We start from the raw sequence: 26,621 nt of genomic DNA, 5'->3' as shown, positions 1-26,621 counted from the left end.
AAGCTTTGGTCGTACGGTAACACATTAAATTCCTATAGTGTATAGAATACTTTACTTTCTAACCGAAACGCAAGAGAACAATTCACAGCTTACTAGCAAAATGTTAAAATACAGGCGAGAGGTGATGGATGAACATGAAAACGGTCGGGTTTATCGGACTGGGTACCATGGGCAAACCTATGGCTGCCAATTTGATCCAAAAAGGTTTTCGCGTGAACGTTTACAACCGGACGGCGGACAAAGCGCAGGAGCTTGTCGCCCTCGGCGCCGCACAGGCGGCAAGCCCCGCCGAAGCCGCGAAAGAAGCGGACGTCATCGTCACCATGCTGAGCAACGATCAGGTCGTTCTGGACAGCTTGTTCGGCGAGAACGGACTGGCTCACAGCCTGCGTCCCGGACAAGCCGTGATCGATTGCAGCACGGTCTCCCCCGCGACGAGCCGCAAAATTTACGACGAGTTGGCCTCGCATCTGGTCGATTTCCTGGACGCGCCGGTAACGGGCAGCAAGCCTGCGGCCGAAAACGGCACGCTCGTCTTCATGGTCGGCGGGCAGGAAGAAACGCTGGACGCGCAGCGCGACGTCTTCGAAGCGATGGGCAGCAAAATCGTCTACATGGGGCCAAGCGGCTCCGGCTCCTATGCGAAGCTTGCGCATAATACGATGGTCGGCATCAATGTGCTCGGGCTGATGGAGGGCTTGTCCATGGTGACCAAAGCCGGTCTCGATCCGGAAAGCTTCCTGAGCATCGTCCTTGCCGGCGGCGCGAACAGCAGACAAGCCGAGCTGAAAGGCTCTAAAATCGTAAGCCGCGATTTCAGCAACCAGTTCTCGACCAAGCTCATGCTGAAAGACTTGCTGCTCGCCGGTGACGTGGCCGACGGGTTCCAGATGCCTTCGCCGATGCTCCGCACCGCTACGGGCCTGTTCCAGATGGGCCTTGCCAAAGGCCTCGGAGAAAACGATTTGTGCTCAGTCATCCAATGCTATGAGGACTGGATGCACATGCAGGTCAGAAGCCGGGGCAAGTCTCCCGAAGTCACGACCGAACGCCGCCGCAACGCGCGCATTCGGCTCGACATCAAGCTGCATTTATCCGTCTACCAATGGGAGCAGGAAGGCTCCTTCTCCGGGCAGCTGATCGAAGGCTCGCTGGTCGACCTGTCGGAGAGCGGCATCCGCATCGTCTCGTCGTTCCCGCTCGCCCGCGATATGTTCATCGTGCTTCACTTTCCGAAGGAAGCGGACCTGCCGCCGATCACGGCGCGCATCATCCGCATCGATCCGGACAACGGGCTGTTCCGCTACGGCTGCATGCTGTCGGGACTGCCGCCGTACGTGCGGCTCAAGCTGGAGGAATACATCCGCGTCCGCTCGGAAGAGCAAGCTTCGCAAGCCTGATTCCGTATTTGCAAAAACCCCGCATCGGCCTATCCGGTACGTAATACCGGATCGGGCGTGCGGGGTTTGCTTTTCGTTATTCGCTAATGTAAGAGCAGCAGTAGTCCGTCACCGTGCGGACGTCCAGCTTGAACTTGGCGCCTGCCGGCACCGTAAATTCGCCTGTTCCGTTAATTTCCAGCCATTCGCTGGCACCGGGCAGCAGCACCTTCAGCTCCCCCGCTTGAATCTCCATAATTTCCTTCGTGTCCGTGCCGAACTCATACTCGCCGGGCAGCATAATGCCGAGCGTTTTTTTCGTTCCGTCCGCAAAAATCACCGTGCGGCTGGTCACTTTGCCGTCGAAATAAATGTTGGCTTTCTTCACTGCGGTGACGTTCTCGAATTGCGACATGGACCGATTTCCCTCTTTCTCATCTGAACTAACCGCAGACGGTGCGTTCATCCGCCACCGCCCGCTGTCGTTCGTCGTCTATTGTTCAACGCCCAATTCTTATTTCAACAAAGCCTTCACGCGAGCTACCACATTGTCCACCGTAAAGCCGTATTCGCGGATGACAACCGGACCCGGAGCGGATGCACCGAATTTGTCGATACCGAGCACGTCGCCTTGCTCGCCAACGTAGCGCGCCCAGCCGAACGAATGACCCATTTCGACCGCCAGACGCGCTTTCACCTCAGGCAAAATGACGGAATCCTTGTACTCCTGCGGCTGCTTGTCGAACAGCTCCCAGCTCGGCATGCTGATCACGCGAACCGCGATGCCTTCCTCCGCCAGCTGCTTTTGCGCGCCCACCGCAAGCTGTACTTCCGTCCCCGTTGCGATAATTTGCGCCTGCGGTTTGCCATTGGCTGCGTCGGACAAGACATACGCGCCGCGATCGACAGCGCCGTTCGCCGTGCCTTCCAGCGTCGGAGCCGCTTGCCGGGAGAAGATCAAGGCGACAGGGCCTTTTTTGTTCTCAACGGCATAGCGCCAAGCGGCTGCCGTTTCCGGACCGTCCGCCGGACGAAGAACCGTCACGCCCGGAATGACGCGCAGCGCGGCAAGCTGCTCGATCGGCTCGTGGGTCGGGCCGTCTTCGCCGACGCCGATGCTGTCATGCGTGAATACGTAGATCGCTGGCACGTTCATGATCGACGCCAGACGGATCGCCGGACGCAAGTAGTCGGAGAAGACGAAGAACGTTCCGCAGAACACTTTCACGCCGCCGTGCAGCAGCATGCCGTTTGTAGCCGAGCCCATCCCGAACTCGCGCACGCCGAAGTAGATGTTGCGGCCGCTGTAATCTTTAGTCGTCAGCACGCCGAGATCCTTCATGTGCGTCATGGTCGAAGACTCCAGGTCAGCGGAGCCGCCGACGAGCCACGGTACGTTTTTGGCAATCGCATTCAGCACCGTGCCTGAAGCTGTACGGGTACCCTTGTCCGCCGAAACGTCGGACGGAATGTCCTTATCCCAGCCTGCCGGCAGTTCGCCGCTTTCGGCTGCTTGGAACTGCTTCGCCAACTCCGGGTGCGCCTTGGCATAGTCGGCAACCAATAGCTTCCAAACGTCGCACGCTTGAACTCCCTTGCTTTTCACGTCGGCGAAATGCTGGCGCACTTCGTCCGGCACATGGAAGTGCTGCGCTTCGTCCCAGCCGTACGCTTTCTTGGTCAGCGCGACTTCGTCCACGCCGAGCGGGGAACCGTGCGAGCCTACGTGACCGCCTTTGCCCGCCTTGTTCGGGCTGCCGTAGCCGATGACCGTCTTCACTTCGATCAGCGTCGGACGGTAATCCGCCTGCGCCTCCAGCACCGCTTTGTGGATCGCCTCCAGATCGTTGCCGTCCTCGACGCGCAGCACCTGCCAGCCGTAGCCTTCAAAGCGCTGGGCGACATTCTCGGAGAACGACAGATTCAGCTCGCCGTCCAGCGAAATATCGTTCGAATCGTACAGCACGATTAACTTGCCGAGCTTCAAATGGCCGGCAAGCGAAGCGGACTCCGACGAGATGCCTTCCATCAGGTCGCCGTCGCCGCAAATGGCATATGTATAGTGATCGATGACACGGTATTGTTCACGATTGTAAACGGCTGCAAGATGCGCTTCCGCCATCGCCATCCCCACCGCCATGCCTAGGCCTTGACCGAGCGGCCCTGTCGTCGCGTCGACGCCCGGCGTATGGCCCACTTCCGGATGTCCCGGCGTCAGGCTGCCCCATTGGCGGAACTGCTTCAGCTCTTCCATCGGCAGGTCGTAGCCGGAGAGGTGGAGCAGGCTGTACAGCAGCATCGAACCATGTCCCGCAGACAGCACGAAACGGTCGCGGTTGATCCACGTCGGCTGATCCGGGTTGTGCCTCATCAGCTTCGCGAAGAGCTCATAGCCCATCGGCGCCGCTCCCATCGGCATCCCAGGGTGGCCGGACTTGGCTTTTTCAATCGCGTCGATGGAAAGCGTGCGGATCGTGTCCACGGAGAGTTGTTCGATCGTCTTGTTAGATACCGTCATTGTGATCCTCCTAATTATCGATCTTCTTTTGATCAGCAGTGTGGTAAAGCTCTGGTCCGCCTTCGCGCGAAAGCGCCGGGCTTCACGTGACCCAGTAAACAAAAGGGTTGTTAACGTTTGCATTACTACTTGCTCGCTTGGAGTGCTTGCTTTATTGTACCACTCTCCGTTTCAGTTTACCATATCCAACCCGTGAACATGCTTTTACAATCTCGTTTCCTGGACACGCTTACGAACCTGTACAACCACAAGACGTTTCACACTTCAGCGCCAAAATCAGCTATCACATTTTAACGCTGGCTTTGTTCGTGTTTTGGATCGCCGACCGGATCGTATTTGTCCGCAAGGACGATTTCGGCAACCTTCCGCTGTTCCTCGCTCTATGCTTTTGCCTGGTGCTGTATCCGGTCGTTCAGCTGTTTTATGTGCGCCGGTTCAAATAAATACGGTTATGCCCACAGCGGGCGGACCTACGCGAAAAAACCGGAAATGCGCTATCGGCATTCCGGTTTTTTCGCGTTTCCACGGAATCCCGTTTCATTGGAGACTTCGATCAAACCGTTCATCCTTATCGCTCCTCTGCACCGTATCCTGCTTCCCGCCCGCCATCGGGCCATAAAAAAAGCGAAGGCCTCCGCCCCCCTATCCGGAAGGTATGGCTCTTCGCTCCGTACACATGATGATATTAACTGAACACAACCGTTTTGTTCTGATGCACGATGACCCGGTCCTCGATGTGCCAGTTGACGGCGCGCGCCAGTACCGTGCGCTCGATATGGCGGCCGATCCGCTTCAAATCCTCCACATTGTCGCGGTGGCTTACACGCTGGACGTCCTGCTCGATAATCGGTCCGCCGTCCAGCTCCTCCGTGACGTAATGCGCAGTGGCGCCGATAATTTTCACGCCGCGGTTGTACGCCTGCGCATACGGCTTGCCTCCCACGAAGGCCGGAAGGAACGAGTGATGAATATTGATGATTTTGTTCGGAAAGTCCTCGATAAATTTCGGCGAAATAATCTGCATGTAGCGGGCCAAAATGACGACGTCCACTTGACCGCTAACCAGTTCAAGCTGCCGCTTCTCCGCCTCCGTTTTCGTATCGGGCGTAACCGGAATATGATGGTATGGAATGCCGAGCGACTCCACCAGCCCGCGCATATCGTCGTGGTTGCTGATGACCATTGCAATATCGGCATCCAGGTCGCCCGACTGCCAGTGCCACAGCAGCTCCAGAAGACAGTGATCTTCCTTGGAGACGAAAATCGCCAGACGCTTCTTACGGCTTGCCCGGGTGATGCTCCACTTCATGTTGAATTCGGCGGCGACCACGGCAAAATCGGCCTTCAACTGCTCGCGGCGCTCATCCAGATTGGCCAGATCGAATTCGATTCGAATGAAGAATAACCCGCCCTCCGGGTCCATCGTATATTGATCGGACTGCACGATGTTGGCGCCGTGCTCGTACAGGAAGCGCGATACCGCGGCCACGATACCGGGGCGGTCCGGGCAAGACACGAGCATCCGCGCCCGATTCGTCAAATTCGTGCTTTTCGATTTGGAAGTAACATTCGAAACCATGCGTTGTTAATCTCCTTCGTTGTCAAAACATAGAATGTCTCTTCTTATACCGTAGCGAACAAATGCTCGCCCGCAAACCACGCGGTCAGGCGGTGGTTGATTTGTTCCTCGCTCAGCTCAGGGAACACGTTATCTGCGACGATCAGATCGTACAAGCGTTCCATCGGCTCGCGGCCGTCCGCCTTTTTCGCCTTGGCGTCCGTCTTGAGCACCTCCCAGGTTTGCAGCACGTACGCTCTCTGATCGATATCCTGCTTCGTGAAGAAATGGGCCAGACGCTCGACATCCGACAGGAACCCGTCGCCGAAACGCGTTTTGACCGTACCGCCGAGCAGCGCGATTTCCGCTTCGTACATCGGCCGCTGCGAGCTGTCTTCCTTGCCAATCCACGGTGTCTCCAGAATGAACGGCAGATGCTTCAGCTTCTCATGGTGAACGACGTTATGCATCGCTCGGAAGCCGATCCAACCGGCGCCGACGGGAGCATGACGGTCTTTGCTCGCGCCTTTCGGGTTTTTGCTGTCGTTCAGATGCACGACGGCCAGACGGTCCAATCCGACCGTACGGTCGAACTGCTCCAGCACGCCGTCCAGATCGTTTACGATATCGTAGCCCGCATCGTTCACGTGGCACGTATCGAGGCAGACGGTCAGCTTGCCGTTGTCTTCCACCTTTTCGATGATGGTGGCCAGCTCCTCGAAGCTGCGGCCCATCTCCGTGCCTTTGCCTGCCATCGTCTCCAGCGCGATGTTCACGTTCGTATCCTTCACGCCACTCAGCACTTCGTTCAATCCTTGCGCGATGCGCGCCAGCCCGTACTCGGCATCCTTGTCCGTATAAGCCCCGGGATGAAGCACGATCTGCTTCACGCCGAGATAATCCGTACGGCGGATTTCCTCCTGCAGGAAGCGGACCGCCAGCTCGTACGTATCTTCCTTGTAGGAGCCCAGATTGGTAATATACGGAGCATGGACGATAATCTCTCCGATGCCATGCTGCTCCATCACGGCTTTGCCTTCTTCGATATATTGATTTTCGATCGGTTTGCGGCGCGTATTCTGCGGCGCCCCCGTATAAATCATAAACGTTCCGGAGCCGTAAGAAACGGCTTCGTTGGCCGCATTCAGCAGCCCTTTATCCGAAAACGAAACGTGCGATCCGATTCTGACCATGACCGGGAATCACTCCTTTGTTCATCTCACTTTCATCTATTTTACTAGGATCGGGACAAGAAATCTAGAATAGGAAATAATCTCTTGCAGGTTCCGTTTTCCTCCAGCGGAAAGTGAGGTATAATGGAAGGGAGGTGAACGTTTCATGTGGTATGCGATGAACGATGCCCCGCCTGAGGGGTTTATGTGGTTTATTATTTTCTGGGTATTCGTGCTGCTGTTCATGATGTCGGTGGGCGGCTACTTTATGTTCCGCAAATTTTTCAAGGTGCTTCCCCGGGAGGACGGCAAATCGAAGCTGGACTGGCAAAATCATTTCGTCGAATCGTCCCGCCACCTGTGGACGGAAGACTCCAAAACGTTCCTCGACATGCTGGTCGAGCCCGTGCCTACTCCGTTCCGCGACATCGCGAAGCATTCCATCGCCGCCCGGATCGGTCAAGTAGCGCTGGAAGCGAAGGCCGACGCGGTCACGCGGGAGCATTGCATCGAGGGGTATATCTTGGCAACGCCCAAGCGCGATTACCGCAGTCTGACCTCGTATTTAGACAAAAAGCAGATCGACTACAGCCCGTTCAAGCATTTGCTTCAATAAATTGCCTATTCATACTTGCTTCCTCTGCTTTAGGGGCGCAAACATAACGAAGCCCGGACCTGTTCGTCCGGGCTTCGTTGTCGTACATCAGGATCAGGGCTCGTCGAGAACCTTTTCCTGCTCGTTCTGATCTTGGCGCGCAGCTTCGAGTACGTCTTGATCCGTCTCGCTCTGCCCTTGGATGGCGGCCGCCGCGGCCGCCTGGCCCGCGAGCTGCTCCTCCGCTTGACCTATGCCGTGCGCGCCTTGATGTCCTCTGCTGGATGCCATGGAAAACCTCCGGTTGTCCGTTTTGTCGGGAAGACACCGTTTAGTATGATCCTTGCGGCGATCCTTTATCCCGGCCTAGGAAACATCCGGCTTATTCTAAGATTTCGGAGAAGTCGATTTGGTCTTCTCCTTCTTCTTGCTCGGCTCCACGTCCGACAATTGCACCGACAGCGTCGTCAGATCGTTGGTCCGCTTGTTCTTATCCGGATTGCGCAGCTGCGAGCGGAGACCGACCGTCGTCACGCCCCTGACTTCAAGCGTTAGTGGAAATTCCTCCTGCTTGACGAAGCCGACGCGGCCGTCAATGATCACGTACATATCGACCTTCTCGTCAGAGTTCAATGTAATGGTCAAATATTTGGACCCTTTTGGCTGCACGGCAGCTTCGATTTCGCCCTTCTGCTGCAGATCTTTCACAATTACGCCCTTGTCGTCAAAATAGTCGATGACTCGAACGATCGATTTATCCGACCAATTAACCGAGCCGTCCTGCGAATAGCCGCCATTCGGAGGCGTGATCGTATTGCTGTTCGGGTTGTTATTGAAGCTGCTGCTGCCGCTGCCGGAAGACCCGTTCGAACCGCTGGTGCCGCCCGAATTCGTCCCTGTCCCGACTGGATTGAAAGGAAGCGTTAAATCCACCGTCGTATAGTCCCAGAGCCAGCCGTTTCTTTTCAGATACGTGTACGCACGGTCCAGAATCGTTACCGCTTCGGCGCGGGTCACGTAGTCTTTCGGACGGAAATATCCCATATCGTTCGGCGTCATAATGCCGCTTGCTTTGAGGCTTGCCAGCGCTTTGGCCTGCACGTTGGACAGCTCGTCCCCTCCCAGCTTGCAATCCCCGGTGTTGTTGCCGAGAATGAGGGTGACAAACACATCGTTGCTTTCCACGTCCATCAAGCCGTCTTCGACGTACCGTCCGTCCGCTTGGGCGACTTGATATTCCGCTTCCGTTTTGAACATTTTGACCGGAACGTCTTTCAATTCCGATACGACCGAGCATACGTCATTGTCGCTAAAACGCTTTTCCATTAAACGATTGTCGAAATACGCATACAACAACTGGGCAAGCTGCAGACGGGTCAGCTGCATATCGGGGCGAAAAGCCAAATTTCCGTCCCGGCTCAGCCCGTACCCCCCGATTTTGAACGAGGCGTTGTAAATCTCCGTTATGGGCTTATGCGCCCAATGCAATTCGGGTACGTCGGTAAAATAAGTAATTTTTTGTATCCCGGTGGCCAGCGTGTTCGGACGATACTTATCAAACAGCCGATACACCATAGCCGACCACTCCGCCTTGCTGATCGTCTTGTTCGGACGGAAGTTGCCGTCGGGATACCCAGTCAGCACTTGCTTTTTCGCCATGAGTCGGATCGACTCGACGGCCCAGGCATACTGCTTCGCATCGACATCCGGAAACACATTAATTTCAGCCGCTGCGGGTCTAGGCCACAACGACAACAGCACGGACAACGACAGCAGAACTGCAAGCTTGCGGTACCATGAAGAATAGTTCTTGTTCATTGCGAAACCTCCCATCTCTTTCCTTATTATCGGACGAACGAGCGCAAAATGTTACCATTTGGTATCTTTTCCCGCAAAAAAAGCGCACAAGCCGCTGCCGAACTTATCGTCCGGCGTGTGCCTATGCGCTCCTTATTCAAAGCTTCTTTATGCCTTGCCTTCGTTCAACAGGCTTCGGAGACGACCCGGAAAGTCCGTAATGATCCCCGAAGCGCCCGCATCGATGACCCGGCGAAGGTCTTGCGGTTCGTTGACGGTCCAAGGGTAGACCCGCAGGCCATAGCCTGTCGCTTCGGCCACATCCCCGGCATCGACCGTATGATGCTGCGGATGAATCGCATAGACGTCCAGCCCCTCGGCTGCCGCTGCCATCTGACGGTGCGATACGAAATTGGCTACATAAAGCAGCCCCGCGCGCAGATTGAGGATCGCCTCCTGCAACTGCTTTAACACCTTATGGTTAAACGACGAGACGACCACGCTGTCCAGCCGATTGTACTGTGCAAGCAGCTCCGCCAGTCGTTCCGCCAACCGCGGAGTGTAGGAGCATTTGACCTCAACGTTGATCATGATTTCTATAGGAACGAGCTGGAATACGTCTTCCAGCAAAGGCAGCCGCTCTCCGGCGAACCGCTCGGCGAACCAGCGTCCGGCGTCCAGCTGCTTCAGCTCCGCCACCGTCAGCTCCGCGATTGCGCCGGTGCCATCCGTCGTACGTCCGACCGTATGGTCATGGCAGACGATCACTTCCCCGTCAGCCGACAGGTGCACGTCCAGCTCAATCGCGTCCGCACCTTGCAGAAGCGCAAGCTCGAACGAGGCCAGCGTATTTTCCGGCGCCTCGCCTGCAGCGCCGCGGTGGCCGATGACAATAGGTTGTTGTTGTGTGGTCATATCCGTTTTTCCTCCCCAAGTTCAACCGATTGGGTCTATTATCCGTCGGAAGGAACGGGGGAGGCAAGCCCTGCTAGGCAAATCCGATGTAAAGAAACTGTAAAATCCGCCGCAGGGAGCCGCGTCTTAGGATTGCACGGATTCCTCCTGAAGCTGATGCATGATTGTCTTCCGCTTGATGAGGTAGAGCAGGACAAGCGCGCCAATGCCATATGCCGCCAATATCAGCGCATCGTTCGCGATCGTTGCAGCGTCGCCAATCGAGATCAGGTGCCTGAAGCCTTCCACCGCGTAAGTCATCGGCAGTGCCGGATGGATGAAATTGAAAAACCTCGCTTCCATCTCGACCGGATACGAGCCGCCGCTGGACGTCAGCTGGAGCATAAGAATGACAATGGCGACGAAACGTCCCACATCGCTGCCGAGAATCGAGATCAGCATGAATAGAATCGCCGCGAACGTCAATCCGAGCAGCAGCGCGAACCCATATAAATTAATTGCCGGCAGCACCGTCGGAATCCCAAGTCCCGTATGGAGAATGAACACCGAAAGCACCGATTGAAACACGCTGACGGAAGCCAGCGCAAGATATTTGTTGATGAGGTATGAGATCGGCCGCTTCGGCATCGAGACGACCTTGTTCAGATCGATAACGAAAAAGAGCACCAGCGACCCTACCCACAAGGACAGCGCAATAAAATAAGGCGCAAACCCCGTGCCGTTGTTCGGCACCGGATGCAGGTTGTTCTCCGTTACTTTCACTGGGGAGACAATCGTATTGATTCGCTGCTCCGCCTGCCCGTCCATCGCCGCCATGCCCGCCGCCTCGCTAAGCTTCGCGGCAAGCTCCTGCTGGCCCGCGTTAATGTCCTTCAGACCGGCAGAAAGCTGCGTACTGCCGTCGTACAGCCTCGTCACGCCGTCCTGCAGCTGATGGAATCCGCTGCCGAAGGCATTGAGACCTTCGACCAGCGCCGTGCTGCCCTGCTGCAGCTGATGGACGCCATTGGCGAGTTGGCCGAGCCGTCCGGACAAATCGTCCACCAGCTGCTTATTCCTGTTCAGTTGGTCCAAGGTGTTGCGCACGGTGGTCTGCATCGACTGCAGCCCGGCCTGCAGCTCGTTTCTATGCGCCGAGAGCTGGTCACGGGCAACATTAATCTGTTCGATCGACTTGGAGGTAGAGCTGTGAATCTGGTCAATCGATGCCTTCGTATCGCGCAAGGCCTGCTCTAAATCAAGCCGCTGCGAATTTGCCGTCTTCAGTTTGTCGACCGCTCCCTTGAACCGCTCGCTGCCGGTGATTTCGCCGAACTGCTCGCCAAGCGCCAGCAGATCGGCGATTGCGCTGTCAAGCTGATCCTTTTGCTTTTGCAATCGGCCGCCTATGCCCGAGTCCCACACGCGCTGCAGCTCGTCGATCCGGCGATTCGTATCCTGCAGCGACGCGCCGATCACATCCAGGGCGTTCAACCCGAACTTCAGCGACTGATTGGAAGCGTCGATCACCTTGCTGAGCCTCTCCGCCTCAGCCGTCAGCTGATTGATCGGCTCCAGTATTTTCGAGAGCTGCGCATTCAGTTTGTCGATGCCTCCTGCGCCTAATCCGACAGCCGTATCCAGCCGGATGATGCCATTCTCCAGCTGGTTCGCGCCGTCCAGCAGCTTCGTCAGCCCTTCCGACAGCGGCTTCATGCCGTCCTGGGCTTGCTTCAGACCATCCTGCAAGGAAGTCGCGCCGTCCTGCGCCTTTTTCGTTCCCTCCGCCAATTTGGCCGCCCCGTCGGCCGCCTTCTTCAGCCCTTCGCCGCCGTTGAGAATTTGGTCGAAGATGGTGCGCACATATTTCTCTGTCATTTGCTGCTCCAGCTCGTGCCCAACCTTATCCATCACACTGCGCACCACTTTGACACCGAGCATGTTGGCCCCTTCGTTGATGGCGTACGAAAGCTGACTCGCTCTGGGCTTCGGAGTGCTTGGGCTATAGGCCGTTTCGGTGAAGTCCGGCGGGATCGTCAGCACCATAAAATAGCGCAGCTTCTCGATCCCCTCCGCTCCTTGCTCCGGGCTGACTTCCGTCCAGGAAGTCTGCTTGTCGGCAAGCAGCTTGTCCGTAAGCTCCCGGCCCAGATTAACCGGGTTGCCGCTCTGCGACATTCCGCGATCCAGGTTAACAACCGCCAGTGGCAAATGGGGCAAAAAGTCGGTCGGATTCCAAAACGCCCATAAATAAATGAAACTATACATCAGCGGCAGGACCATCAAGCCGAGCACCGAGCGGCGCGCCATGTTGGAGCTCCACATTTGCCGGATATCGTGCCATGCCATTTGAAAACCATTCATCGATTGATCCACTCGCTTTGTCCATAGTTTCTCCCGCTTGCATACGATTTCCTTATCCCGTCCTTTTAGTATTCTTCGATCTGCAAAACCTATCCTAAATCGGCAACGCAAAAAAACCTGCCCGCGCTTCAGATTTACCTAAAGCGCAGGCAGGTTCATGCATGCTTCATTCTTTTGAACTTTTGAATTGAAAGCTGGGAGAGATCAGACGCGAATATCCAAGTTTTTGCCCAGGTTGGGGTGCTGTGCCGCCGCAAAATCCTGAAGCATCGTTGCCGCTTGGGCAGCCTGAGAATCCTTCATTTGACTTAGCAGAGCAATGCCGACCGCCTGCTTTAACGGGTTTCCGCCGCTAATGGCGTTCAATGCTGCGTTAATTTGCACAAGCTCGCCTCATTTCTTCGAAAGATGGAGCAAACGCCGGAAGTCCGTTCGCTAAGGCCAGTATAATCGAAACAAACAAGCCCTTCAATACAAATAAAGGAAATTGTCGTTTTCTGCCGAACTATTCGTATCAACACAATCCTGTAGTAACGCGAGGTGTTTCCCCTGCCTATCCAGCCCTACGTCACCGTTATCGCCGTTATCCTGTTTTTGATCTGTCTGGCTATCTTTCTTCCGAAGTTTTTAAGACGAAACCGATTCGGCCGGCCCGGCTCCAAGTCCCGACAGACCGGTAAAAGCCAGGCCAAGCAAAGCTGCTCCTTTTGCCGACGAAAGGTTCCCTCAAAGGAGTTGGCCTTTTACTCCACAGCCGGCAAAGTCGTCGGCGTCTGCCGAGCCTGCCGGCCGAAAGCGGAGCGTCAAGACTTCATGCGCTTGTGACTGCTCATTCGTTATGGCGCTTGGAAGAGTCGTCCATTGGGGCATGTGGCTTGCGATGACATCGTTCCCGCGGCCATTCCATGCTCCAGCTCCGCAGCAAAAAGCCCTGAAATCTCAGGGCTTTTCACGAACAGCTATTGGGATGCGGTTGAGAGGACTCGAACCTCCACGGGCGTACGCCCACTACCCCCTCAAGATAGCGTGTCTGCCATTCCACCACAACCGCGAATGTATTATTCATTGTATAGGTTTCGCAGGTAAAAGTAAAGTGGCATCCTTTAGGAACTGATTCGAATAGACTAGCGTTTTGAAAGGAAAGTGGAGACACTTGAAGGGCGAAGCTCCTTGGGAAGCTTCAGGAGAAATACGGGCATACCAAAGAAGCCGCGCAGGAGGAATACAACCGCTGGGAGAGCGGCTGGCGCGACCCGGCTTTAACTAACCGCATGATTAACCGCGTTAAAAGTTTACACCGCAGATGGTTTATGCTAAAAAAGCGAAAGAGCCGCATCCATTTGGATGCAAGCTCTTTCGCTTTGTGATGCGGTTGAGAGGACTCGAACCTCCACGAGCGTACGCCCACTACCCCCTCAAGATAGCGTGTCTGCCATTCCACCACAACCGCAGATTACCGTAGGCTGAACCCGGCGGGTTCTCACCCTACTATCTATGACCCGTAGGGGATTCGAACCCCTGTTACCTCCGTGAAAGGGAGGTGTCTTAACCCCTTGACCAACGGGCCATGCTGCATATGATTGCCGCTTTTTTGAGCGACAAGTGTTATTATAGCGGAATGGGATGAGCTTGACAAGCCCCTTTTGCGAAAAAATTTTCTTCTTTTTTGGAGGTAATCCTTCCCTATGTTACAATCAACTGCAAAAGGACCCCCATTCCCCTACAGAGGTGTATTCGATGCTCGTATTCAACCATGCTACCGGTCAGGTTACGGAACAGGAGGCCCGAATTCCGGGCGACAATGAGAACATCTGGCTCCATATGACAGCCCCCGAGGCGAAGCAGGTCGAACACGTGCTTAAACACCAGTTTCACTGCCACCCGCTTGTGGTCGAAGATTGCATCAAGCTGAATCAGCGTCCCAAAATGGACCGATACAAAGACCATGTCTTCATCACGTTCTTTGCCGTCATGGACAAGCTGCTTACTACGGTCGAAATCGCTATTGTGGTCGGTACGAATTTTGTTATTACCATTTGTAAAGAGCCCCTTCCTTTTTTCGACGAGCTAAAAACGCATTTGTTGCAGGTCGAAGGCAGCATGGAACACAGCGGACGCATCTTATATTTAATACTAGACCGCTGTGTGGACGACTATACCGACATTATCAATCAGATCGAGGACCGCGTCGACCGCTTGGAGCAAATGATTTACCGTAATCCTTACGTCCAGGTATCCCGGGAGATATTTAAATCGAAACGAAAAATGCATCATCTCCGCCGTATTATTGCCGAAGAGAAAACGATACTTGGCACGATAACACATCAGAATTTCCCTTACATTCGTCAGGAAGCGAATGTCTATTTTATCGATATCTACGATCATATTTCCCGCGTTGTCGATTCCTTGGACGTATTTCGGGAATCGCTCACGGGCCTGCTTGAGCTGCAGATGAGCATTAAATCAGACCGTATGAACGAGATCATGAAGACGTTGACCATTATCAGCTCGATTTTTCTCCCGCTGACCTTTATCGTTGGTTTGTACGGTATGAATTTCAAGAATATCCCTGAGCTCAACTGGAACTTCGGGTACGCATACGTTTGGATCATTATGATCGTTGTCACGATCTCCATGTGGGCCATTTTCAAGTGGAAAAAATGGATTTAGCCCGCAAGACTTCGCGGCACATGGCTGCCGCTCCGACGAACCTCTGGTTCTCATCCCTCTCCGCCATACATAAAAAGGCTACCTTTTCAGGTAGCCGGTCTTTTTATGTATGGCGGAGAGAGAGGGATACTCGCGCTGCGCTTGCGAGACTTCGCGGCTCGCTGGCTGCCGCTCCGACGCCCCCTCTGCTCGGGTTCGAACCCCTCTTCACCTCTCCGTAGATAATAAAAAAACCGCCTTTCGGCGGCTTCATTTATTATCTACGGAGAGAGAGGGATTCGAACCCTCGCACCACTTACGCAGTCTAACCCCTTAGCAGAGGGTCCCCTTGAGCCACTTGGGTATCTCTCCAAGAAAGAATGGCTCCCCGAACAGGACTCGAACCTGTGACAACTCGATTAACAGTCGAGTGCTCTACCAACTGAGCTATCAGGGAAAGACAATTTTAATGTATCATGAATGCGGCTGTAAGTCAAGGGCAAGCAATTTTAACTTGCCTTTGCAGAAACCGCAGACGTATTTCTTCGGGTCGGCCTTGCGTTTACGCATATACTCCGCGCTGCAGCTTGTACAAACGAGCTTGTACCGGTAAGGCTCGGTACGCTTCAGCTCCTGCGGGAGCGACCGGCAATAGCGCGTCCCTCCGACCTTGGCCAGCAGCCGCTTGAAATCGTCATCCCGGTGCTGATATCCCCCTCCCAGCAAATGCAGGTGGTAATGGCACAGTTCATGCTTAATAATTTTCTCCACGTCGGCGGCTCCGAACTGCTCATACTGCAGCCAGCTGATCTCGATATCGTGCGTCCGGGTGAAATAGCGCCCTCCCGTCGACCTTAATCTCCGGTTGAACCTCGCCCGATGCAAAAAAGGACATCCAAACGACGACAGCGATATTTGCTCTACCCATAGCTGCAGCTGTCGGTCATCCATCGTTTTCCCACCCTTACTCTCTGGTTTCTCTTCGTTTCTCTCTTGAATTGTAACCGCAGGTTAGGCTAAACTGTCAAGTAGGAATCTGGCATTGCTTCGGACAAATTGTCCCTTTGACCCATAGAGAGGAGTTTAACCCGATGTTCAAAAAGAAATGCGCCCTGCTTAAGCTGGAGGACCGGATCGAATTCGTGGAAATGCCCGCTACCCATATGTACCAACTGGCTGCGCTTAATCAGCGTCTGCATAAGGAGCTGGACAAGCTAACCACGCCTAACGTCCCCGGACTGCCGGTATTTGTCGCGGAATTCGACGGGCTTGAGCTTGTGCATCCGGGCTATACGCTCCAGCATGGCCTGGAATACATCAATCGCCTGGAACAGACGTTCAGCGCGATACAAGAGCAGGAAAAAGAGTATCCGCTCATCTCCCTCTTAACCGAGATTCGCGCGCTTCAGGCACAGCTCGAGCAGTGGTACGAAGAGGAAGAAGATTTCGCTTAAAAAAGGACCTGCACCCGAAACGGCTCCCGCCCATATGCTGTATAGTGTACGGCAGCTAGACGGGAAGGGACTGATGGTATTGCCACAATGGCTTTGCAACCAGCTGATGCGGGCATTTTACAACAAAAACCGCCGGCAAATCCGTTTGCTGAACGATTGCTGGTTTTTTTACCGCACCCGCAGAAGCGAGACGGACCCCACGACATCCCAGCTTCAATAAACATGAGCTCAACGCTCAAAAACAAATAGAGCATACGCCAGAGTGAAGGACGCGGCTTCCGCTATATCCCTTTTCTCCGGCTTATGCTCTATTTTATGCTTAAGAAGGCTTTTTCATCGTCAGCCCTACGCGGCCCTTTTTCAGGTCGACGTTGAGCACCCATACCGTCACGACATCCCCTACGGACACGACGTCCATCGGATGCTTCACGTAGGAATTGCTTAACTGCGAAATATGAACGAGCCCGTCGTTTTTGATGCCAATATCGACAAAAGCGCCGAAATCGATTACGTTGCGCACGGTTCCCTGCAGCTCCATGCCCGGCTTCAAATCTTCGATCTGCAGCACGTCCGTGCGGAAAATCGGCGCCGGCAGCTCCTCCCGCGGGTCGCGTCCCGGCCGCTGCAGCGAATCGAGAATATCGCGCAGCGTCGGCACCCCGACGCCAAGCTTCGGAGCGAGCTCTTCTGGCTCCAAGCTTTGCAGCATCGATTTCAGCTCGGCACTGCCAAGCTGCGACAGCTCCAGCTTCAGCTCGCGGAACAGCTTGTCCACCACGTCATACGACTCCGGATGAATCGGCGTGTTATCCAGCGGATTGCCGCCGCCTGCGATCCGCAAAAAGCCGACGCACTGCTCGAACGCCTTCGCTCCGAGCCGCGGAACCTTTTGCAGCTGCGCCCGGCTTGTGAATTTCCCGTTGTCGTCGCGGTATTTTACAATATTTTTGGCAAGCGTGCTGTTGACGCCCGACACATAGGACAGCAGCGATGGAGACGCTGTGTTCACGTCCACGCCCACGTGGTTCACCGCCGACTCGACGACGAACTTCAGGCTCTCTTCGAGCCTTTTTTGCGTTACGTCATGCTGGTATTGGCCGACGCCGATCGCTTTCGGCTCGATTTTGACCAGCTCCGCGAGTGGGTCCTGCAGCCGTCGTGCAATGGAGATCGCGCTTCGCTCCGCCACATCGAGGTCCGGAAACTCCGTCTGTGCCAGCTTGGAAGCCGAATAGACGCTCGCCCCCGCTTCGTTGACGATCAAATATTGCAGCTTCCGTGCCTTTATCTCGCCGATCAGCTCGGCCACGAACTGCTCCGTCTCGCGGGACGCCGTCCCGTTGCCGATGACGATCAATTCGACGCGATAAGCGTCGATCAGACGCTTGAACGTCGCTTTCGCTTCCGCTATTTTATTGTTCGGCGGCGTCGGGTACGTGACGGCAATCTCCAGCATTTTGCCCGTATCGTCGACGACGGCGAGCTTGCAGCCTGTCCGGTACGCGGGATCGACGCCAAGCACCACCTTGCCCTTGATCGGAGGCTGAAGCAGCAGATTGCGCAGATTTTCGGCGAATACCTCGATCGCTTTTTCCTCGGCCTTCTCCGTCATTTCGTTGCGCACTTCCCGCTCAATGGACGAGGCGATCAGCCGCTTGTACGCATCTTCATTGACAGCCGTCAACGTGTCGCGCACGATGGAAGGCCCCTTAATCACTTGCTTCGCAATATACTCGTGAATCCGCTCGACGGGAACGTCTAGCGCGACCTTAAGCACTTCTTCCCGTTCTCCGCGGTTGATCGCAAGAATCCGGTGCGGCGGCAGCTTGCGGACCGGCTCCTGGTAGCTGTAATACATCTCGTAGACGGATTCCTGCTCGGCGTCCTTGGCTTCGGTCCGCAGGATCCCCTGCTCGAACGTATGAAGGCGCACCCACGCCCGGATTTTCGCATTGTCGGCGATTTGCTCCGCGAGGATATCCATCGCGCCTTGTACGGCTTCCTCGGCCGTCTGGACGCCTTTCTCCTCGCTCACATACTTGCCCGCTTCGGCAAGCAGATCGCCCTGCTTGGGCTGCGTCTGAATCCAGAGAGCCAGAGGCTCGAGCCCTTTCTCCTTCGCCACACTGGCGCGCGTCTTGCGCTTTTGCCGGTACGGGCGGTACAAGTCCTCGACTTCCTGCAGCTTAGCCGCCTGCTCGATTGCCGTACGCAGCTCGGCCGTCAGCTTACCCTGCTCGTCGATCAGACGGATGACCTCCAGCTTCCGGTCCTCCAGATTACGCAGATACGTCAGCCGCTCTTCGATATCCCGCAGCTGATTTTCGTCGAGCTCTCCGGTCATTTCTTTCCGGTACCGCGCGATAAAAGGGATCGTATTCCCCTCATCCAGCAGGCCGACCGTCGTCTTGACCCGCCCCGCCGCAATTTGCAGCTCGGATGCGATCTGTTTCAGAATGCGCACCTGAATCGCCGCTTTCATCTCTTCCGTCAGTTCTACAACCGCCCGAACTTCTTCTGTCAGTCCCGTTTGCTCTTTTGCCATCCGACTTTTCTCCTCCCAGACATAAAAAAGCGAGGGTACCCGCCCCCCCGCCTCGTCAGCATGTTAAAACTCAATCAGACCTACGCTTATTTGCAAAGCTTCATCGACCTTGCGCATGGTTTCCTCATCCAAGTGCGTGATTTTGTCCGTCAGGCGCTGCTTATCGATGGTCCGAATCTGCTCCAGCAGGATGACCGAATCCCTGTCAAAACCGTGCGCTTCCGCGTCAATCTCCACATGCGTCGGCAGCTTGGCTTTTTGAATCTGCGCCGTAATCGCCGCTACGATCACCGTAGGACTGAAGCGATTGCCGATATCATTCTGAATGATCAGTACGGGCCGAATCCCGCCCTGCTCCGAACCGACGACCGGTGAAAGATCCGCGAAAAAAACATCGCCACGTTTGACAATCAAGCGTCACACCCCGCTTACCAGGCGGTCCAGCGTATTGTCCGCTTCTTCCTCCGCCTGAAACGCTTCCGAGGCCATGTTCAGGTTGATCTTAGCCATTTCCATGTAGCCGCGCTGCATCGATTCGCGTAAATGCCGTTTCTTACGCTCCAACAAGTAAAGCTTCATCGCCTGACGGATAAACTCGCTGCGGTTGGAATTTTCCTTCTCGACCAGATGATCGACTTCCCGCAGCAAATAATCCGGCAAGCTGATCATGATTCGCTTCGTGTTATGCGCACCCGCCACCTATACATGCACCCCCAAAAACATACAAGAACCTATTTCCATTATGGCAAACTTCCAGATAAAATATACAAAATCAATATATGCCGAAGGTATAGCAATTATGTTATACCTTGACGCGCTCCGCAGCATTTTGCCTCTATACCTTATTCGGGGCAAACCAAGAAAATCCTCTCATGTTAGGAGAAAAAATTCAATGGAAAATGCGCCCAGTTCTTTTTTTGGACAAAAGTATAGCTTCTCGCACTTCAAAACGATTTTACCTGCGGCTTGCTTTAAGGCGGGAGCCTTGGTTACGCCTCCGGCTCCCATACGTGCCGCAGCAGCGGATTCACTGTCCGGGCCGCGAAGCCGTCCTTCATATACACGCGAGGCACCCGATGCGAAATCATGCAGACGACCTCGTAATTGATCGTTCCGAGCCAGGCCGCGTGCTCTTCCGCCGTAATCCGATCTTCGCCCTGACTTCCCAGAATAACCACTTCTTCGCCCATTTGGATATCACGCAGTTCGGATACATTCAGCATACATTGGTCCATACAAATTCTACCTACCACAGGGACACGCTGTCCTCGAATCAACACTTGCGCCTTGCCGGTCAGCATCCGGGAAAAGCCGTCCGCGTACCCGATCGGCAGCGTCGCAATCGTCTCTTCGCCCTGCGTCTGGTAGACGATGCCATAGCTGATCCCTGAACCCTCAGGCACTTGCTTCACCATGACGACGCTGGATTTGATGCTCAAGACCGGCTGCAAATCAACCTGCTGCTTATTCACCTCTTCAGACGGATACAGTCCGTACATCCCGATCCCGAGCCGTACCATATTAAAGGTTAAATTCGGCGTATCGATCCCCGCAGCGCTGTTCCCGGCGTGAACATACGGAAATTGAATTCCTTTTTGCGTAAAATAATCGACGACCCGCTCGAATCGGCCGTACTGCTCAAGCGTATAGCTCTTGTCAGTTTCGTCCGCGCAAGCGAAATGGGTAAACAACCCTTCCACTCGAATCCCTGGCGTCCGCATCGCCCGTTCAATCAGCGCGATCGCTTCTTCCGCATCCGTTAAGCCGAGCCGGTTCATTCCGGAGTCGATCTTAATATGAATATTCAACGGGTGCTCTTTAACCCCTAATCGTTCCCACGCGTCCAGCAGCTCATGGGTATATATATTGAGAGTAATCCCATGGGCCCATGCGGTTTCCAGTCCTTCCGGAGGCGTATAGCCCAATACTAAGATAGGGGTCGTAATTCCTGCTTGCCGAAGCTCCAAACCCTCATCCAAAAAAGCGACCGCAATATATTCCACGCCGCATTGAAGCGCCTCCCGACATACCTCCACCGCTCCGTGTCCGTAGGCATCCGCCTTGACAACTGCCATCATGCTTACATACTCCGGAAGCACCCTCCGAAACTCGCCCAAATTATGGCGCAGCGCATCCAATGAAATTTCCACCCGGGTCGGCCGGTAAAACGAATCCACCTGATCCACCTTCTTCGGTCTCATAAAATCAAGGGAAGCCGCTTACAAGGCCATAGCTTGCACCTGTAAAGAAGCTTCCCGCTTAAAAATGCATATGATCATGGTAATGCGTACCGCAGGCCCTGTCAACGAACAAAATAGTAACATCGCGTCCGTCAGTTTTTGGTTATTACTGGTCCGGTGCGTGTATTACGGAGCCGAATCACAGCCATCGGACTGCTGCTTTCGACTATTTACCGATTTCCCCTTGCACCGCTTGCGCCACCTTAATCATCTCCGTCGCTGGCAAGTCCCCTGTGGATAAGCGGAATTCGATGCCGTCGTAGGTCCAGGTCAATGTTTTCTTCGCATCCCCGGTTACAACGCCGAGCGTAAAGCCCAGATCCAAAATATCCCCCGGTAAGATCGACACCGTCTGTACCTGCGGACGCGATTCCATCAACGTATAATTATATTTTCCGGAGTAGCGGAGCATGACTGCTTGTTCTTCGCCCAGCTTAAGCTCCGTCACGTCTTGTTTCTTCACGCCGCTCGGCATGTAACGCGGCTCGATGATACCGAGCGATTGCTGCTTAGAGGTGTCTTTTTTAGCGCCTGTAGCTGCCGCTTGCGCCCCGTTGCCCGCTGCCCCCTTGTTGCCTCCGACGCTGCTCGTTTTCGCGCCTTCGCCGCTTCCAGAAGCGGAAGTACCTTTACTTTCGCCGGTAGCTGCGCCTGCTGTATTGCCCTTGTTCGTGTTCGTTGTGTCGCCTTTTGCATCAGTTCCCGCTCCTTGTCCTGCTGCCGTTCCTTTGCCACCTGTTTCCTGAGCAGTTTCCTTCGTACCAGTCCCTCGATTGCCGCTAGCTGCCCCTGTTTCGGCCTTGGAGTCGGTCGCTCCCGATTTCTCGCCGGTTTTCGAATCCCCTTGCATCATCGTCGGCAGTGTCTTCAGGTTCCAGCCCGTCATATTGCGCTGCATGTCAAACTGATCCTTCTCAAACTTCGTACCGAACTCAAATTGATCGAATTTTACAATGACCATGACATTGGAGTTGGCATCCGATACTTCCACATGCTGCGGAGCGTAGTTTCTCTTGTCCAGCCACACCTTCTGCCGCGCTAAGGAGCCGTTCTGGTAATTCGCAACTACATCGAATACATAAGCCTTCTCGTCCGACGTAAAATGCCGTTCATTGTCCATCAGAATGCTTTGGACGAGCGACTGGTATAAGTAAACTTGGCCTTGATTTTCGGGCCAATCGCTTTGGAAGCGGAAGCTTTTGTTCAAATGCGGTGTCAGCACGAATACCCCATCATCGTTGCGCAGCACAATTTGCGTAATATCCTTCTTCGCATTCGTCAGCGAGATCCGGTAAAACGAAGGGGCCTGAAAGCTAACCTCCACGTCGTATTCCTGAGGATCCTGCCCCGTACGCAGCGTCATCTGCCCTTTTCCGTGATAGCTCTGCAGCTTGCTCATCACACCGTCCAATTCCTTTACCACCGATCCTGCATCCCTTTTGCCGCACCCGGATACCACCAGGCTTAAACAAACCATCACAAGGGCCACCACCCACGTGAACCGCCGCATCGTCTCATCCCCTCCACCACATAATCAATCCAGATTGATACCATATCTATGTAGGGACTTGGCCAATTATGCAGACAAGGTTAGGGGAGGAAATAAAAACTCCTATAACCGGTTGGTTATAGGAGCAGAAAAAAACAATGTATTCTATAAAGAACTCAAAGATCTCAAAGATATAACTTTGTTTCTCTCTCCAAAGAACCTGGAGGAGTTTAGCGTTTCTCTTAGCAACTACTTTGCAATCATATAAGCTCCGAATAAAATTGCAGCAACGCCTACCCATTTAGTCATTGTTATAACCTCTCCGAAAAAAAACCACGCAGCTATAAGTCCAAGTATATAAGCTAAACTCTGTAAAGGGTAGGCCACGCTTAAACTCATTTTAGTTAGTACAATAAACCATAATACTGTTGCGACAACATATAAAGCTAGTCCCGAAATAATGAAAGGAGAGACAGCCACTTTCACGAGGTCAAATCCCCCAATTTTCTGTAATCCAAATTTAAATAATATTTGGCCGCTAACTAACAATAGAATATTACCAAAAAGCATTAAGTAACTAGTCATGTTCATTTCTTCTCTCTTGTTCCATAATGGCGATGGTTTGGCTTAGTTTCAATACACGATCAGTAAGTTTAGAAATGACAATTGTTAAATGGAGAATAAAAACAAAACAAAACAGGAGTCCAAATAAGAACAGCATAGCTGGGGCATATTTAATATCAAGAATATTGGCAACTTTTTCGACAATACGAATATTTAAGGAAAAACCCAATAATGCTATTCCAAACAATATCCATAACAGAGAATATTGTTCTTTTAGTTTCTGCCTTCTTACTAAATCAATAATAATTATGAGAAATAACAAAGAAAATCCAGTTGATAAAATGTACACGTTCATGTTATCTCACCTTTGCAAATCGTAATGCATTCATTAATAAAGACAATGTAACTTTGACCATATAATAAATGGACTTTATTGCTGTTATTGACGATTCACCTTCTAATCGACTACGCATTTCAGTTGATACTTCAGCAAGTTTACAACCTTTATACTTAAGGTAAACAATTGCTTCCACTTCCGGGTAATCCATAGGATAATAAGAAGAATAAAGCGAAATTACCTTTTTATTAGCGACGCGATATCCACTTGTAGTATCGGTAAATTTTTGCCCTGTTAACATTGAGACAACACCTGAGAAGAAGATCATTCCAACCCTTCTCATGAATGAAGATTTATATGATGTCTGTTCCACGTATCGAGAGCCGATAACTAAATCATTTTGTATTGCCTCTGCTAGTAACTTAGGTAAATCAGCTGCATTGTGTTGTCCGTCTGCATCAATCTGTACGGCATAATCATAATTGTTCTTAAACGCGAATTGATAGCCAGTTTGCATTCCTCCGCCTATGCCAACATTAAAAGGCATATTTAACACAATGGCACCGTGCTTCTCAGCCACTTCCTTTGTGTTATCTTTGGAACCATCATTAACAACAACAATATCTGCATCAGGGACATGTTTGCGTATCTCGTAAATTACATTTCCAATACTTTTTTCTTCATTATATGCTGGAATGATTACTAAAACTTTCACAACAATCCTCCCTAATTATATTAAGCGAACATTAAATACTTAAAAGTTATTCTTATCCCTGCTAATTTTACACCACTATAATATTTTAAGTCTATACATGGGATCAATCCTTTAAACCTAAATCTGCAAACTTAACGAGCATACTCAAATCTGAGTTTTTTAACTTAAGGACCGTGCTATCTTATACATATTAAGGAAGCAGCGGTCCTGATAAAGTGAGTATCCATAAGTAAAAATGGTTAAATATACTTTGAAATTTAAATTCAGTGTTTTTGTTACCCCACTGTGTCCGGAAATTGACGCTCATAGATGTCCAAAGATAGACCGATATAATGACCAGAACATCAACCTGAAGAAAGAAAAGACGCTTCCATTATCGTAATGTTGTTGCGAGCAGCATCACTGGAAGCGTCACCCCAATAATATGGTCATTGTATCAGATTTTAAGCTGGTTGAGAAGGAGTTCGCAACCGGCGTTTTTCGTTAGGAGTGCGGAAGTTGTACCCTGCCCGTGCTGCGGCGGCGAATTGCAAGTCGCGGGCAGCCGGGGGCGGGTATGGTATAGGAGCAGCGGAGAACGGGCATCGCTCATCATTCGGCGTCTGTATTGTAAAAGTTGTGCAAGAATTCATCATGAACTGCCGGACCTGCTTGTTCCCTACAAGCGATATGACGCAGAAAGCATCGAAAGCGTCTTGGCAGAACCGGACGCTTCGACGGTGGCTGCGGACGAATCGACTATGACCAGATGGATGGCCTGGTTCCGAGTATGGGCGGTATACGCGGCTGGAGCGCTACAGGCGATCAGCATCCGGTTTCACCTGCCTGTGGAGCAAGCGTCCGGCGCTCCGCAGTCCGCACTCCATCAATTGGACCAGTATGTCGGTGACGCTGCCGGATGGCTGGGAAGAATTGTCCGTCCCATCGCCAATTCGAATCTTTGGGTCACAGACCCGTTCTGCCTGTCTGTCCGTTTGCCTTTGTCTTAGACTCATGCTAAACCCTGTAAATGGAGGCATGAGGATGAGAAATCAGAAGAAGACGGACGAAATTGCTGCCGAACGGTTCAAGCTGCTGTCGCCGCTTTTGGCATCCGGACTGGATGCGGCGAAGTCGGCTCAATTAAAGTCGGCCATTTGTGCACACTCCGGATTGTCGAAGCGGACGCTGCGGCGGTACCCGGCGCAGTATCGCAAAGACGGATTCGACGGACTAAAGCCTAAACCCAAAGGCCGAAAGCCGCTGCCGGATACCATCCCAGCCGAGGTGCTGGAAGAAGCCATCCTGCTGAGGCGGGAAGTGCCGAAGCGAAGTGTTTGGCAGATCATTCAGATTCTGGAGTGGGACGGGAAGGTTACGCCCGGGAAGCTCAAACGCAGCACCCTTCAGGACAGGTTGACCCGACGCGGCTACAGTTCGCGGCAGATGCGGATGTACGCCGGAGGCGGCACCGCAACGGTTTGTGGCAAAGCGACATCAAATTCGGCCCCTACCCGCCCATCGGGCCTGGGGACGAAAAGAAGCAAGTCTACCTGGTATTATTCGTGGATGACGCAACGCGCTATGTTCTGCACGGGGCCTTCTATGCCTCGCTATGTCATCCAAGGCGAATTGTCATGAGCGAGCCGTGGAACAAAATGGTTTATGATCGGGACGGGGGCTGCTGGGTCGTTTGGATGAAGGGAGCTACATTCGTTGTTCATTGCGGAGAGTGTTTCGAAATCCGAGTTCGCGATCGCGGTATTCCGTGCAGGCTCGAACTGGATCGTGATTGGTACGTCATTATGAGAGAAGCCCGGTTTAACTTAAGGAACAAAGATAGCTACCAGATTCGTTTTGTCTAGGGAAATGGGAAAGCCGAGTGATTGTGGCTTTCCCATTCTCCGATTCAAAGTGGCCAACATTCCAGGCAACTCTTGGACATTTAACGCCATCATCTTATGGACAATATCGGGTAGCTGTAACAGTTCAAAGAAAAATTGTAACTACTCAGAGGTAGCCTGAGAGCAGACCAAATAGGGGTACGGAGTACCCTAAACGAGATGGTTGAACGCATCTTAGACGGTTCGAAACGAGGGCATGAAAGGCTGGCCTTCCAGAGCGCGCCGAATATATTCGAGAATCGGCAACTTCTGTCTTTGAAGGGTGGCAACATAACTTCGAATTCGGCAAAACACGCCCGCCCCTTTCTCGCTGCGAAAGGTGCCGGATATTTTCTGCTGCAGCTTCACCATCCGGATGATCCGTTCGGCTTCGTTATTCGTGAACGGGATTCGGAAGTCGTACATGAACGCCAGTACAGCATTTCGGTTCTCCATGCGATCCAGCAGATTTTTCGCTTTACTCTGCTT

The 26,621-nt window shown here is 53.2% G+C and carries 27 protein-coding genes, 5 tRNA genes and 1 pseudogene; 9 read left to right on the top strand and 24 right to left on the bottom strand.

The features are described from left to right. Positions 1-128 precede the first annotated feature (128 nt). A complete protein-coding gene (locus tag BLO51_RS20595; protein WP_245719752.1) occupies positions 129-1,400 on the top strand; it encodes an NAD(P)-binding domain-containing protein in 1,272 nt (423 codons plus the stop codon). Between the two features lie 76 nt (positions 1,401-1,476). On the opposite strand, the gene ppnP is transcribed toward BLO51_RS20595, so the two are convergent. Next, on the bottom strand, positions 1,477-1,794 hold the full coding sequence (gene ppnP / locus BLO51_RS20590; protein ID WP_025849509.1) for a pyrimidine/purine nucleoside phosphorylase: 318 nt from the start codon (positions 1,792-1,794) through the stop codon (positions 1,477-1,479). A 99-nt stretch (positions 1,795-1,893) separates the two neighbouring features. Beyond that, on the bottom strand, positions 1,894-3,897 hold the full coding sequence (gene tkt / locus BLO51_RS20585; RefSeq protein ID WP_090674825.1) for a transketolase: 2,004 nt from the start codon (positions 3,895-3,897) through the stop codon (positions 1,894-1,896). Positions 3,898-4,205: 308 nt separating this feature from the next. On the opposite strand from tkt, the gene BLO51_RS30885 reads away from it, so the two are divergent. Continuing rightward, complete coding sequence (locus BLO51_RS30885) at positions 4,206-4,340, top strand: hypothetical protein (protein ID WP_281180406.1); 135 nt, start codon at positions 4,206-4,208, stop codon at positions 4,338-4,340. Between the two features lie 242 nt (positions 4,341-4,582). Here the strand turns inward: BLO51_RS30885 and purU are convergent, their stop codons facing one another. Both purU and BLO51_RS20575 read right to left on the bottom strand, forming a co-directional pair. Next, a complete protein-coding gene (gene purU / locus BLO51_RS20580; RefSeq protein WP_090674823.1) occupies positions 4,583-5,476 on the bottom strand; it encodes a formyltetrahydrofolate deformylase in 894 nt (297 codons plus the stop codon). A 44-nt stretch (positions 5,477-5,520) separates the two neighbouring features. Further along, positions 5,521-6,648: a deoxyribonuclease IV gene (locus BLO51_RS20575; RefSeq protein WP_090674821.1), complete on the bottom strand. Its 1,128-nt coding sequence runs from the start codon at positions 6,646-6,648 to the stop codon at positions 5,521-5,523. Between the two features lie 145 nt (positions 6,649-6,793). On the opposite strand from BLO51_RS20575, the gene BLO51_RS20570 reads away from it, so the two are divergent. Then, positions 6,794-7,243, top strand: a complete 450-nt coding sequence (locus tag BLO51_RS20570) for a DUF2621 domain-containing protein (protein ID WP_174551286.1) — start codon at positions 6,794-6,796, stop codon at positions 7,241-7,243. A gap of 93 nt (positions 7,244-7,336) precedes the next feature. On the opposite strand, the gene BLO51_RS29350 is transcribed toward BLO51_RS20570, so the two are convergent. From BLO51_RS29350 to BLO51_RS20535, 8 genes are all read right to left on the bottom strand, one after another. Further along, positions 7,337-7,513: a hypothetical protein gene (locus tag BLO51_RS29350; protein WP_167670270.1), complete on the bottom strand. Its 177-nt coding sequence runs from the start codon at positions 7,511-7,513 to the stop codon at positions 7,337-7,339. Between the two features lie 96 nt (positions 7,514-7,609). Beyond that, complete coding sequence (locus BLO51_RS20565) at positions 7,610-9,040, bottom strand: S-layer homology domain-containing protein (protein WP_167670269.1); 1,431 nt, start codon at positions 9,038-9,040, stop codon at positions 7,610-7,612. Between the two features lie 147 nt (positions 9,041-9,187). Next, the gene (locus BLO51_RS20560) at positions 9,188-9,934 is read right to left on the bottom strand and encodes a glycerophosphodiester phosphodiesterase (protein ID WP_090674817.1); all 747 of its coding nucleotides are present in this window, start codon (positions 9,932-9,934) and stop codon (positions 9,188-9,190) included. A 126-nt stretch (positions 9,935-10,060) separates the two neighbouring features. After that, a complete protein-coding gene (locus BLO51_RS20555; RefSeq protein WP_090674816.1) occupies positions 10,061-12,277 on the bottom strand; it encodes a YhgE/Pip domain-containing protein in 2,217 nt (738 codons plus the stop codon). Positions 12,278-12,481: 204 nt separating this feature from the next. After that, a complete protein-coding gene (locus BLO51_RS20550) occupies positions 12,482-12,661 on the bottom strand; it encodes a YjfB family protein (RefSeq protein WP_090674814.1) in 180 nt (59 codons plus the stop codon). 584 nt (positions 12,662-13,245) lie between these two features. Further along, positions 13,246-13,328: transfer RNA gene (locus BLO51_RS20545), tRNA-Leu, on the bottom strand. 316 nt (positions 13,329-13,644) lie between these two features. Further along, positions 13,645-13,727, bottom strand: a tRNA-Leu gene (locus BLO51_RS20540). 45 nt (positions 13,728-13,772) lie between these two features. After that, positions 13,773-13,844, bottom strand: a tRNA-Glu gene (locus BLO51_RS20535). Between the two features lie 170 nt (positions 13,845-14,014). On the opposite strand from BLO51_RS20535, the gene corA reads away from it, so the two are divergent. After that, a complete protein-coding gene (gene corA, locus BLO51_RS20530; RefSeq protein ID WP_090674812.1) occupies positions 14,015-14,947 on the top strand; it encodes a magnesium/cobalt transporter CorA in 933 nt (310 codons plus the stop codon). A 263-nt stretch (positions 14,948-15,210) separates the two neighbouring features. On the opposite strand, the gene BLO51_RS20525 is transcribed toward corA, so the two are convergent. From BLO51_RS20525 to BLO51_RS20515, 3 genes are all read right to left on the bottom strand, one after another. Next, positions 15,211-15,298, bottom strand: a tRNA-Ser gene (locus BLO51_RS20525). 9 nt (positions 15,299-15,307) lie between these two features. Beyond that, positions 15,308-15,383, bottom strand: a tRNA-Asn gene (locus BLO51_RS20520). Positions 15,384-15,400: 17 nt separating this feature from the next. After that, positions 15,401-15,877, bottom strand: coding sequence for a SprT family protein (locus tag BLO51_RS20515; protein WP_090674810.1), 477 nt, complete (start codon positions 15,875-15,877; stop codon positions 15,401-15,403). Between the two features lie 140 nt (positions 15,878-16,017). Between BLO51_RS20515 and BLO51_RS20510 the strand changes: the two genes are divergently transcribed. Together BLO51_RS20510 and cmpA are read left to right on the top strand one after the other, a co-directional pair. Continuing rightward, on the top strand, positions 16,018-16,380 hold the full coding sequence (locus BLO51_RS20510; RefSeq protein WP_090674808.1) for a hydrolase/acyltransferase: 363 nt from the start codon (positions 16,018-16,020) through the stop codon (positions 16,378-16,380). 73 nt (positions 16,381-16,453) lie between these two features. Continuing rightward, positions 16,454-16,600: a cortex morphogenetic protein CmpA gene (cmpA, locus tag BLO51_RS20505; protein WP_094030668.1), complete on the top strand. Its 147-nt coding sequence runs from the start codon at positions 16,454-16,456 to the stop codon at positions 16,598-16,600. Positions 16,601-16,699: 99 nt separating this feature from the next. On the opposite strand, the gene BLO51_RS20500 is transcribed toward cmpA, so the two are convergent. From BLO51_RS20500 to BLO51_RS20465, 8 genes are all read right to left on the bottom strand, one after another. Beyond that, on the bottom strand, positions 16,700-18,925 hold the full coding sequence (locus BLO51_RS20500) for a Tex family protein (RefSeq protein WP_090674806.1): 2,226 nt from the start codon (positions 18,923-18,925) through the stop codon (positions 16,700-16,702). A 63-nt stretch (positions 18,926-18,988) separates the two neighbouring features. Beyond that, the gene (locus BLO51_RS20495) at positions 18,989-19,339 is read right to left on the bottom strand and encodes a type II toxin-antitoxin system PemK/MazF family toxin (protein ID WP_010494553.1); all 351 of its coding nucleotides are present in this window, start codon (positions 19,337-19,339) and stop codon (positions 18,989-18,991) included. A 3-nt stretch (positions 19,340-19,342) separates the two neighbouring features. Next, positions 19,343-19,624 (bottom strand): CopG family ribbon-helix-helix protein, encoded by a 282-nt coding sequence (locus tag BLO51_RS20490; protein WP_090674804.1) that lies wholly within the window; start codon positions 19,622-19,624, stop codon positions 19,343-19,345. A 290-nt stretch (positions 19,625-19,914) separates the two neighbouring features. After that, on the bottom strand, positions 19,915-21,102 hold the full coding sequence (alr, locus tag BLO51_RS20485; RefSeq protein WP_090674802.1) for an alanine racemase: 1,188 nt from the start codon (positions 21,100-21,102) through the stop codon (positions 19,915-19,917). Between the two features lie 229 nt (positions 21,103-21,331). Then, positions 21,332-22,675, bottom strand: a complete 1,344-nt coding sequence (locus BLO51_RS20480) for an outer membrane lipoprotein-sorting protein (RefSeq protein ID WP_090674800.1) — start codon at positions 22,673-22,675, stop codon at positions 21,332-21,334. A 228-nt stretch (positions 22,676-22,903) separates the two neighbouring features. Next, positions 22,904-23,239, bottom strand: a complete 336-nt coding sequence (locus tag BLO51_RS20475) for an EamA family transporter (protein WP_342672441.1) — start codon at positions 23,237-23,239, stop codon at positions 22,904-22,906. After that, positions 23,232-23,573, bottom strand: a complete 342-nt coding sequence (locus tag BLO51_RS20470; RefSeq protein WP_090674797.1) for a DUF2304 domain-containing protein — start codon at positions 23,571-23,573, stop codon at positions 23,232-23,234. Before BLO51_RS20470 ends, BLO51_RS20475 begins: the two co-directional genes overlap by 8 nt. A gap of 1 nt (position 23,574) precedes the next feature. After that, positions 23,575-24,270, bottom strand: coding sequence for a glycosyltransferase family 2 protein (locus BLO51_RS20465; protein WP_090674795.1), 696 nt, complete (start codon positions 24,268-24,270; stop codon positions 23,575-23,577). 431 nt (positions 24,271-24,701) lie between these two features. On the opposite strand from BLO51_RS20465, the gene BLO51_RS30880 reads away from it, so the two are divergent. The 3 genes and pseudogenes from BLO51_RS30880 (at position 24,702) to BLO51_RS20450 (ending at position 26,114) form a co-directional block, all read left to right on the top strand. After that, on the top strand, positions 24,702-25,259 hold the full coding sequence (locus BLO51_RS30880) for a DUF6431 domain-containing protein (RefSeq protein ID WP_342672439.1): 558 nt from the start codon (positions 24,702-24,704) through the stop codon (positions 25,257-25,259). A 34-nt stretch (positions 25,260-25,293) separates the two neighbouring features. Beyond that, positions 25,294-25,865, top strand: a pseudogene (locus tag BLO51_RS29845) (helix-turn-helix domain-containing protein); the annotation flags it as partial. 21 nt (positions 25,866-25,886) lie between these two features. Next, on the top strand, positions 25,887-26,114 hold the full coding sequence (locus BLO51_RS20450; protein ID WP_090674881.1) for a DUF5348 domain-containing protein: 228 nt from the start codon (positions 25,887-25,889) through the stop codon (positions 26,112-26,114). Between the two features lie 213 nt (positions 26,115-26,327). Here BLO51_RS20450 and BLO51_RS20445 read toward each other — a convergent pair. Then, on the bottom strand, positions 26,328-26,621 hold a 294-nt coding region (locus BLO51_RS20445), incomplete at its 5' end, for an IS66 family transposase (RefSeq protein WP_143006932.1).

Origin of the sequence: Paenibacillus tianmuensis (genome assembly GCF_900100345.1) — a bacterium.
In the GTDB taxonomy this organism is placed as follows: Bacteria; Bacillota; Bacilli; order Paenibacillales; family NBRC-103111; genus Paenibacillus_G; species Paenibacillus_G tianmuensis.
Note: the sequence above shows the minus strand (reverse complement) of the source record. Positions and strands in the feature narration are given on the sequence as shown.